The sequence below is a fragment of the Pedobacter sp. 05L430 genome, from assembly GCF_056397585.1.
This window is the reverse complement of the sequence record NZ_JBFTNT010000141.1, coordinates 1-10,058: the sequence shown is the minus strand read 5'-3', so window position 1 is coordinate 10,058 and position 10,058 is coordinate 1. Positions and strand designations below refer to the sequence as shown.

Annotated in this window: 11 protein-coding genes; 8 read left to right on the top strand and 3 right to left on the bottom strand. The window is 36.2% G+C overall.

Going from position 1 to position 10,058, the window contains the following annotated elements; all coding sequences use genetic code 11:
- The 4 genes from AC1DG9_RS17015 to AC1DG9_RS17000 all read left to right on the top strand — a co-directional run.
- Positions 1–318 (top strand): UbiX family flavin prenyltransferase (locus AC1DG9_RS17015; RefSeq protein ID WP_477634935.1); only part of this gene is annotated, 318 nt, incomplete at its 5' end.
- Positions 319–484: 166 nt separating this feature from the next.
- A complete protein-coding gene (gene mtaB, locus AC1DG9_RS17010; RefSeq protein WP_172659871.1) occupies positions 485–1,804 on the top strand; it encodes a tRNA (N(6)-L-threonylcarbamoyladenosine(37)-C(2))-methylthiotransferase MtaB in 1,320 nt (439 codons plus the stop codon).
- Positions 1,805–1,835: 31 nt separating this feature from the next.
- Positions 1,836–2,990, top strand: coding sequence for a prolipoprotein diacylglyceryl transferase (locus AC1DG9_RS17005; RefSeq protein ID WP_337716595.1), 1,155 nt, complete (start codon positions 1,836–1,838; stop codon positions 2,988–2,990).
- Positions 2,991–3,004: 14 nt separating this feature from the next.
- Complete coding sequence (locus AC1DG9_RS17000; RefSeq protein WP_477634934.1) at positions 3,005–3,799, top strand: inositol monophosphatase family protein; 795 nt, start codon at positions 3,005–3,007, stop codon at positions 3,797–3,799.
- A 132-nt stretch (positions 3,800–3,931) separates the two neighbouring features.
- Here the strand turns inward: AC1DG9_RS17000 and AC1DG9_RS16995 are convergent, their stop codons facing one another.
- The 3 genes from AC1DG9_RS16995 to AC1DG9_RS16985 form a co-directional block, all read right to left on the bottom strand.
- Complete coding sequence (locus AC1DG9_RS16995; protein WP_048906593.1) at positions 3,932–4,483, bottom strand: NifU family protein; 552 nt, start codon at positions 4,481–4,483, stop codon at positions 3,932–3,934.
- Between the two features lie 78 nt (positions 4,484–4,561).
- Positions 4,562–5,908, bottom strand: a complete 1,347-nt coding sequence (gene purB / locus AC1DG9_RS16990) for an adenylosuccinate lyase (protein ID WP_477634933.1) — start codon at positions 5,906–5,908, stop codon at positions 4,562–4,564.
- 137 nt (positions 5,909–6,045) lie between these two features.
- Positions 6,046–6,249 carry a hypothetical protein gene (locus tag AC1DG9_RS16985; RefSeq protein WP_048906591.1) on the bottom strand — a complete coding sequence of 68 codons (204 nt, stop codon included), beginning with the start codon at positions 6,247–6,249 and terminating at the stop codon, positions 6,046–6,048.
- 209 nt (positions 6,250–6,458) lie between these two features.
- Here AC1DG9_RS16985 and AC1DG9_RS16980 point away from each other — a divergent pair, with 209 nt between their 5' ends.
- The 4 genes from AC1DG9_RS16980 (at position 6,459) to AC1DG9_RS16965 (ending at position 9,823) form a co-directional block, all read left to right on the top strand.
- Positions 6,459–7,025 (top strand): RNA polymerase sigma factor, encoded by a 567-nt coding sequence (locus tag AC1DG9_RS16980; protein ID WP_048906590.1) that lies wholly within the window; start codon positions 6,459–6,461, stop codon positions 7,023–7,025.
- Between the two features lies 1 nt (position 7,026).
- The gene (locus tag AC1DG9_RS16975) at positions 7,027–8,115 is read left to right on the top strand and encodes a S1C family serine protease (protein ID WP_288879045.1); all 1,089 of its coding nucleotides are present in this window, start codon (positions 7,027–7,029) and stop codon (positions 8,113–8,115) included.
- 74 nt (positions 8,116–8,189) lie between these two features.
- Positions 8,190–9,116 (top strand): DUF72 domain-containing protein, encoded by a 927-nt coding sequence (locus AC1DG9_RS16970; protein WP_477634932.1) that lies wholly within the window; start codon positions 8,190–8,192, stop codon positions 9,114–9,116.
- 71 nt (positions 9,117–9,187) lie between these two features.
- Positions 9,188–9,823, top strand: a complete 636-nt coding sequence (locus tag AC1DG9_RS16965; RefSeq protein ID WP_477634931.1) for a peroxiredoxin — start codon at positions 9,188–9,190, stop codon at positions 9,821–9,823.
- Positions 9,824–10,058 lie beyond the last annotated feature (235 nt).

The window sequence follows — 10,058 nt, the reverse complement described above, 5'->3', positions numbered from 1 at the left end:
ATGATCATCATTCCATGCTCAATGGGTACTCTGGGCAGAATTGCACATGGGATTTCTAACGATTTAATTTCCAGGGCTGCAGATGTTGTATTGAAGGAACGCAGGAAATTAATAGCCGTAGTAAGAGATACGCCTTTTAGCCTTATTCATATTAATAACATGAAAGCTGTAACGGAAGCAGGAGGGATTATATGCCCTGCCAGCCCATCTTTTTATTCCTTACCCAAAACTATTGAAGAGGTTGCACAAACAGTAGTAAGTCGTGTAATAGATCTTGCAGGACTAGAGCAAGATAGTTATCGCTGGAATGAATCATAATTTCATTTAAAACCTTATCTTTGCAGGCTTATTGGGATATCTAAAAATTTACAATCGTCATGCTGAATTTATTTCAGCATCCCGAATTTGATATTCTAAACATGCTTAAACGGGATGCTGAAATAAATTCGGCACGACGCGTGCATAATTATAGCGATAACACTGAATGAAGAAGGTTGCATTTTATACACTGGGTTGTAAGTTGAATTTCTCTGAAACTTCAACAATTGGCAGGTTATTTACCGATGCCGGATATGCTGTTGTAGACTTTACAGATGGAGCGGATGTGTATGTAATAAACACCTGTTCTGTAACAGAGCATGCTGATAAAAAGTGCCGTAAAGTAGTTAAAGAGGCTTTAAAGTACGCACCCAACGCGTATGTAACCATAGTAGGATGTTATGCTCAGTTAAAACCTGTTGAGATTGCCGAAATAGAAGGCGTTGATATGGTGCTTGGTGCAGCAGAGAAATTCCGGATAGTTGAATACATCTCTGATCTTACCAAACAGCCTAAGGCCGTTATTCATCAGCAAAACATCGAAAAAGTTAATCATAATTTTATTGCAGCCTATTCAATAGGTGATAGAACACGTACTTTCTTAAAGGTGCAAGATGGATGTGATTATCCATGTACTTATTGTACAATACCATTGGCGCGTGGGGGCAGCAGAAGCGATACCATCGAAAATGTAGTAAACCGCGCTAAACAAATAGCCGAAAGYGGCGTTAAAGAAATTGTACTTACGGGGGTAAATCTTGGCGATTTCGGAATAAGAAACGGAGAAAGAGAAGATAAATTCTTTGACCTGGTAAAAGCACTGGATGAGGTTGAGGGTATAGAAAGGATAAGAATTTCTTCTATCGAACCGAATTTGTTAAGCAATGAAATCATTGAATTTGTTGCTACTTCCAAAAGATTTGTACCTCATTTTCATATCCCTCTGCAGTCTGGATCTAATAAAATATTAGGTTTAATGCGCAGACGTTACCAACGGGAACTTTATACCGAACGAGTTGCTAAAATTAAAGCTTTAATACCTAATTGCTGTATTGGAGTTGATGTAATCGTTGGATTTCCTGGTGAAACTCATGAAGATTTTCTGGATACTTATCAATTCTTAAACGAGCTTGATATTTCTTACCTGCACGTATTTACCTATTCAGAACGCGAGCAAACAGCAGCGGCTGAAATGAAAGGCGTTGTTGCCGGAAGTGCCCGTGCGGATAGAAGCAAAATGCTTCATATTTTGTCTGATAAAAAGAGAAGGGCCTTTTATCAATCTCAGATTGGTTCAATTGGCGAAGTGCTTTTTGAAGACGACCAAAAGAATGGTTTTATGCATGGTTTTACCAAGAACTATGTAAAAGTTAAAGCTAAATATGACCCGGTAATGGTAAATGAAATCAAAACCGTAAAACTTATTGAGCTTACCGCCGATGGTGAGGTAGAAGTTGCCGAAACAGAAGAAGTTTTAGCGCATTAATACTATATTCGCATAAAACTTTTTTATACGTATGTTTCCTACTGTATCTCATTTTTTAGAATATCTTTTTGGTATACAAGTCCCATTGCCGTTTAACACCTTTGGTGTTTTTGTCGCTTTAGCTTTTATTGCTGGTTACTGGGCTTTTACTCATGAGTTTAAACGTAAGGAAGCACTTGGTATTCTTCATCCAATCAAAAAAACGATGACTATTGGTAAGCCTGCTACTACAACTGAGCTGGCTTATAATGGTGTATTCGGGTTCCTGATCGGGTATAAATTAGTTTATGCACTCTTAAACTATCAGCTGTTTGTAAGCGATGCCCAAACAGTACTTCTTTCATTAAAAGGTAATATACTTGGAGGCTTGTTTTTTGCTGGTTTGTTTGCTTACTGGGATTATAAAGAGAAAAATGCGCATAAATTACCCAAACCAAAAACTGTTGAAGTAACGCAGCACCCATATGAATTAATGGGTACTCTTATCGTTTGGGCCGCTATCTGGGGCTTTCTTGGAGCAAAGATATTCGATAACCTGGAACATTGGGACTCATTTGTAAAAGATCCTATCGGCAGCTTATTGTCATTTAGTGGTTTAACGTTTTACGGTGGACTAATCTGTGGCGGTGCTGCTGTTTTATATATCGCAAGGAAAAATAATATTAAAGTATTGCACATGCTTGATATTGGCGGACCAGGTATGATGCTTGCGTACAGTGTGGGCAGAATTGGTTGCCATATGTCTGGTGATGGCGACTGGGGAATCGCTAATCTAAACGCTAAGCCAATTTCATGGCTTCCGGATTGGTTATGGGCTTATACCTATCCAAATAACGTTGCTAACGAAGGAAATCCTATTGCGGGTTGCGTTGGCAGGTTCTGTAACGAATTACCTCAGCCGGTATACCCAACACCTATATATGAGGTAATCGTATGCTTTATACTGTTCCTGATCTTATGGAAGATCCGTGACCGTATTAAATCTCCGGGAATGATGTTTGGTATATACTTAATGCTAAACGGTCTGGAACGCTTCTTTATTGAATTGATCAGAGTAAATACTAAATATAATGTTGCCGGTATACATTTTACGCAGGCAGAGCTAATTTCAAGTATTCTGTTTTTGTCTGGCTTAGGTCTTGTTTTATATTCATACAAGAACAAAGAAAAGTTGGCTAACTATTAAAATTTTTTTCTGAGTTGAATTACGAATTAATATGTTCTAAGGTAATTGCTGTTACCCGCTTAACAGGCAATTTTATAAGAAAAGAGTCGATGAACTTCGATGCAGGTGCTGTCGAGTTCAAAGGCCTAAACGATATGGTTTCCTATGTAGATAAGAATGCTGAAAAGTTATTGGTTAGAAATTTAGCCAAGCTAATTCCTGAAGCAGGTTTTACTACTGAAGAAGAAACCATAAATAGCAAAGGTGCTGTTTACAATTGGATCATAGATCCATTAGATGGCACTACCAACTTTATTCATGGTGTTCCCACTTATTCTATAAGCATAGCGCTTTATGAAGAGGATAAACCCGTTGTTGGTGTAGTTTATGAGATAAACCGCGGAGAGATGTTTTATTCTTATAAAGGTGGCGATGCTTATTTAAACAACAAAGTGATTAAGGTTTCTTCCAGACCAGGTTTATCAGATTGTTTACTGGCTACAGGATTTCCATATTATCAGTTCGAGAAACAGGCACAATACATGCAGCTACTTTCAGAAATGATGCAGAAAACGCATGGCTTACGGCGCATAGGTTCGGCTGCGGTTGATTTAGCTTATGTAGCATGTGGCAGGTTCGATGCTTTCTTTGAGTATAACCTGAATGCCTGGGATGTTGCTGCCGGTGCTTTTCTGGTACAACAGGCAGGTGGAAATATATTAAACTTTGCCGGAGGCGATGAATTTCTAGAAACCAGAGAAAYTCTGGCAACAAATGGCTTGATTGATGGTGAAATCTTAGAAGCTATTAAACGGAGTTTTAAAAGTTAATAGAATTAGTCGTGTTATCGCCACCATGTCATCCTGAAGTAAATTCAGGATGACAAAGATTATAAGAACAACATAAAACAAAAGAGCCTGTTTCAACATTGAAACAGGCTCTTTCTTTATATTTAAATCGGCTTACAAAGCTTCAGACACTACTTCTTTCACTTCAGGAACCATGCGTTGCAATAAATTCTGAATTCCTGATTTCAAGGTAATGGTAGAAGAAGGGCAACCGCTGCATGAACCTCTAAGCTCAACAGTTACAACACCCTCATCAAATGATTTGTAGCTAATTGCACCACCATCTTGTTCAACTGCCGGGCGAACATAATCATGTAGAATTTGCTGAATTTTAATCTCAAGATCTGTTCCTTCAAAAGTAGGTGTCTCATCAGATGTTTCTTCTTTTATTTTATATTCAGATTCAACAGCTCCTTTAACAAATTCTTTAAGAATTGGTTCGATATCCGGCCATTCAACACCCTCTGTTTTTGTAATCGTAACAAAGTTACTTGCAAAAAAAACACCATTAACAAAGTTGAACTTAAACAGTTCCTTTGCAAAAGGAGAGTGCTCAGCACTTTCTTTAGTTGCGAAATCTTCACTGCCATTGATCAATAATTTATTGACCATGAATTTCATTGTAGCAGGGTTTGGAGTTTGTTCAGTATATACGTTAATAGTCATTGTCTTCTTTTTTTCTACAAAAATAAATAATTCGTTGGTGCAATTTAAGGTATCGATGTCTGTTTTAGGTCATTATATCTAAAATACGCCCGTGTAGTTAAAAGGAGTGATGTTCTTTAATTCCTGTTTAATCTGATCATTCACATTTAAACCATCAATAAAGTTCGCCATGGTATCAGCAGTAATCTTCTGATTGGTACGGGTAAGATCTTTAAGTGCTTCGTATGGGTTAGGATAAGCCTCTCTTCTAAGTACAGTCTGAATTGCTTCAGCAACCACAGCCCAGTTGTTTTCAAGGTCGGCATTAATAGCTTCATTATTCAGCAATAATTTATTTAAACCTTTTAACGTAGATGCAATAGCTATTGTAGTGTGAGCAAGAGGCACGCCTACATTTCTAAGTACCGTAGAATCTGTAAGGTCCCTTTGTAAGCGTGAAATTGGTAATTTAGCCGCAAAAAATTCGAATAACGCATTTGCTATACCAGCATTACCCTCTGCATTTTCAAAATCAATAGGGTTTACTTTATGAGGCATTGCAGAAGAACCAACTTCACCTTCTTTAATCTTTTGTTYAAAGTAGTTTTTAGAAATGTACGCCCAAATGTCTCTATCAAGATCAATAATGATGTTGTTTATTCTTTTTAAAGCATCACATTGTGCAGCAAATTGATCATAATGCTCAATTTGAGTAGTATACTGAGCGCGCGAAAGGCCTAATATCTCATTTACAAAATTATTAGAGAAATCTACCCAGTTTACACCAGGATAAGCAATATGGTGTGCATTAAAATTACCTGTTGCACCGCCAAATTTTGCGCTGTTAGGGATGTTTTTTAAGTTATTTAACTGAATCTCTAAACGTTCAGCAAATACCATAAACTCTTTACCAAGTTTAGTAGGAGATGCAGGCTGTCCATGCGTATGTGCAAGTAAGGGCACATCTTTCCATTCAGTAGCCAGACTTTTTATTTTAGCAATCAACTCAGCTATTTGAGGATAGTAAACTTCATTTAAAGCTAGTTTAATAGTATAAGGTATAGCTGTGTTGTTGATATCCTGAGATGTTAATCCGAAATGGATAAACTCTTTATAAGCTTCGAGACCCAATTGATCAAATTGCTTTTTTATAAAATATTCAACCGCTTTAACATCATGATTGGTGATCTTTTCTGTGTCTTTAATTTCCTGAGCATGGTTATCATCAAACTGCTCATGAATTAAACGTAGTTTACCGTAAATAGATTTATCGAATTCTTTTAAACCAGGTAAGCCTGTTTCACAAAGTGCAATAAAGTATTCAATTTCTACAAATACTCTGTATTTTATTAATGCTGACTCTGAAAAATATTTAGAAAGGCTTTGAGTAGTGTTTCTATAACGTCCATCAACTGGAGAAATAGCTTGAAGAGGAGATAAATTCATGAATTTGACTTATTTTTACAAGCGCAAATGTAGCATTTATTAGCCTTTTAATGAAGTAAGGTTGCTGAAAAGCAAAACTTTGGATAACAAAAAAGGCCTTGGAGATTCCAAAGCCTTTTTTATTTTGTTAAAAATGACTAGTGTTTAGTTGAGTCAACAGTAGTAGTTACAGTAGTATCTTTTACAGTTGAATCAGTTACGTTAGTATCAACTTGAGTAACAACAGTAGATGAATCAGTTACAGTAGTATCTGTAGATTCACCTGTTTTCTCAGAGTTACAAGCTGCTACTGATAAAGAGATTGCTAAAGCTAAAAAGCCAAATTTAAATGCGTTTTTCATTCTAATTCTATTTTAAATAATTAATTAATTTTACAGATTAATACAGGAAAGTTTAAAAGGTAACCCACCTAATTGAAAAAAAAATAAAAAATATTTTAATGTGGGTTACTGGGTTACTCTTTATAGTATTGCCGTATTAAGGAAGAAATAAAAAAAGTAATTTTTTTTGTTATCATTGGGTTACCATTCACGTTTAAATGTATTAATTGGTGAGTAATAAGTTAAGCAGTTCAGTTCCAACAGATAGAGAGGTAGTTTTAGGGGTCTTAAATAACTCAGAAGAAGCGCTAAATAAATTGTATACGGGGTATTTTCCGATGATTTTACAGTTTATATTAAATAATAACGGTGATGAAGATGATGCAAAAGATGTGTATCAGGAAGGCATAATTGTTTTATATAATAAAATTAAAAGCGGAGATTTCGAGTTAAGCAGTAAACTAAAGACCTATATATACTCAGTCTGCAGACGTATTTGGTTAAAGAAGTTAGCACAGCAAAGCAAGAAAACCAATAACATCTCTGACTTTGAGGATGTGATAGCGATAGAAGAGGATGTTGAACAGCATGAAGAGAAGGATAGGCAATTTGATAAGATGCAAGAAGCACTCCTCCATTTAGGTGAACCCTGCAAGACCATTATTCAGGATTTTTATATTAACAACCTTTCCATGCAGGAAATTTGTGAAAAGTTTGGGTATACCAATACCGATAACGCAAAAACACAAAAATATAAGTGCTTACAAAGGTTAAAGAAATTATTTTTTCAATCGTGATATGAGGAACGAAATAGAGTTAGAGGGCATAATTGAAGATTACCTTAACGGTAAACTTACTGAGGCAGAAGCTACCGCTTTTGAGCAACTACGCTTAAATGATCCAACTGTTGATCATAAGGTTGTTGCGCACAAGGTTTTTCTGGATTCGTTAAAGGATTATGCCTCAAATCTTGATTTGAAAAACAAGATGGATCATGCACATGATCAGATCGATGTTGATGCTTTAAGCAGAAAGCTTGGACCTCATCCTTCGTTTATTGTTAATATGTGGCGTAAAAATAAATCAGCAATTGCTGTGGCCGCCTCTTTTATATTATTAACAATTGTTACCATTTATTCTATACAACAAACTACAGAGCAAACCGGTAGCTATAAACAAATGAGTGCTGAGCTTAGTAAGCTTAAAAGTTCTACCAATAACCTGATCAGAGATGTAAAATCAAGCCAGAATTCAAAGGTGCCTGTTAAGCCCGTGAAATTTGGCGGTACCGGTTTTGCAATTTCTTCTAACGGATATATCTTAACTAGCTATCACGTAGTCGAAAAATCTGATACGGTGTACGTTCAGAACAACAAAGGTGATCTTTATAAAGTTGATATTACCTATAAAGATCCTATTAATGACATTGCCATTCTAAAAATCATTGATAAAAAGTTTTCATTAGGCTCGTTACCTTACTCATTAAAAAAGGGTAAAGTTGGCCTCGGAGAATCTGTTTACACACTGGGTTATCCTAAAGATGAAGTAGTGTTAGGAATAGGCTATTTAAGTTCACAAAGTGGTTTTAATGGTGATACTTTAGCGTATCAGTTATCTCTTGATGTTAATCCAGGTAATAGTGGCGGGCCGCTATTAGATAATAGCGGAAACGTAATAGGCATAATCAATGCTAAAGAAAGCTATACAGACGGAGCAACCTTTGCGGTAAAAGCAAAGTTCCTTCAGGAAGCGTTAAGCTCTATCCCTCAGGATTCTATAGTGGGTAGGATATCTTCTGTTAGGAAGAGCAAATTATCGAAATTAGAGCCATCAAAACAGGTATCCAAAATTCAGGATTACGTGTTTATGATAAAAGGTTATAACTAATAACTAACACATAAATTTGAAACCCCGAAACTTTAATTTAGTTTCGGGGTTTTGCTTTATATAGAACTTTAAATATGGATTTCGGAAAAGTAACAGATAGCCAGATAAAGCATGTAAATTTTACATTGCCAAAAGATGGCATACAAACTTCAAAAACATTGTCGAAAGGTAAGCCGGCTAAAAACCCTGAGTTTTACGTTGGCTGTGCCAAATGGGGCCGAAAGGAATGGTTAAATATGATTTACCCAGCAAAAACCAAAGAAGCCGACTTTCTGGATCAATATGTAAAACATTTCAATTCTATTGAGCTGAATGCAGTTTTTTACAGCATCCCGAATGCAGAGCTGATTAAAAAATGGAAAGCCAAGGCTGAGGATAATTCCAATAATAGTTTTATTTTCTGTCCTAAATTTTCCAGAACAATCAGCCATATTAAAAGGCTAAAAGATGCAGAGGTACCAACAGATCTTTTTCTGGCAARTATTTCTGAATTTGCTCAGTTCTTGGGGCCATGCTTTTTGCAGCTTGGAGATAACTTTACACCTAAGAGCCTGCCTGTTCTGGAAGAATACCTGAAATACCTGCCTACTGACCTTGCTGTTTTTGTGGAATTAAGGCACGAAGGATGGTTTTTGGAAGAAGCGAATAGGAACCAGGTGTTTGATATGTTTGCAAAGTTAAATAAGGGTGCAGTAATTACTGATGCAAGCGGCAGGAGAGACTGTGTGCACATGGAACTAACCATACCTGAAATATTTATTCGCTTTGTCGGAAATGGATCGGCACATCAGGATTCTGACTTTGCAAGGATAGACGATTGGGTGGTAAGAATTAAACAGTGGTTGGATAAAGGACTGGAAAAAGTGTACTTCTTTCTGCACCAACATGATGAAAAGGATACACCCATTCTTGCCGATTATACCATTAAACAGTTTAATAAGCACTTGGGAAGTAAGATTCCTGAAATTAATTTTATTACAAAAACAGGAGAATTATTTTAAATAGTATACTTAACTTGTAGACTTTAATATTTACTTTTAAACATTGTTATTTACTACTAAAATATATAATTATGAGTTTAAGAATAGGGGACGCAGCTCCCAATTTTAAGGCAGAAACTTCTATTGGTAATATCGATTTTTATGATTTTCTGGGAGATAGCTGGGGAGTCTTGTTTTCTCACCCTGCAGATTATACTCCGGTATGTACCACGGAACTTGGCCGTACTGCATCTTTAAAAGGAGAATTTGAAAAAAGAAATGTTAAAGTACTGGCGCTTAGCGTTGATTCTGCAGAGTCTCATAAAGGCTGGATTAAAGACATCAATGAAACTCAAAATACAAATGTAGAGTTTCCTATCATTGCAGATGAGGATAAGAAAGTTGCTGATCTCTATGATATGATCCATCCAAATGCATCAGAAACTTTAACTGTACGTTCGTTGTTCATCATCTCTCCTGATRAAAAGGTTAAATTGATGCTAACCTACCCTGCGTCTACAGGGCGTAACTTTAACGAAGTATTAAGAGTAATCGATTCATTACAACTTACCGCTAATTATAGCGTTGCAACTCCTGCAGATTGGGAAGATGGACAAGATGTTGTTGTAATGAACAGTATTAAAACAGAAGACATTCCTGCAAGGTTCCCCAAAGGACATAAAGTAATTAAACCTTATTTAAGAACTACACCTCAACCTAATAAGTAATAGTGTAATATAAGGATAAACAAAAAGCGAGGCATTTTTACAATGCCCCGCTTTTTGTTTTCTGGAATTCAATTTCTCCGCATTCTGTCGAGATGATTGTTATGACTCATGCAAGTATTTTTTAATATAATTTATGCCGCAATTAATTGATTACTGACATAAGGTTTCTGATGACTTACCACTGCAACCACTCTTAGGGCAATCTTATTTCTTATTGCATTTAAGATGCTCATGG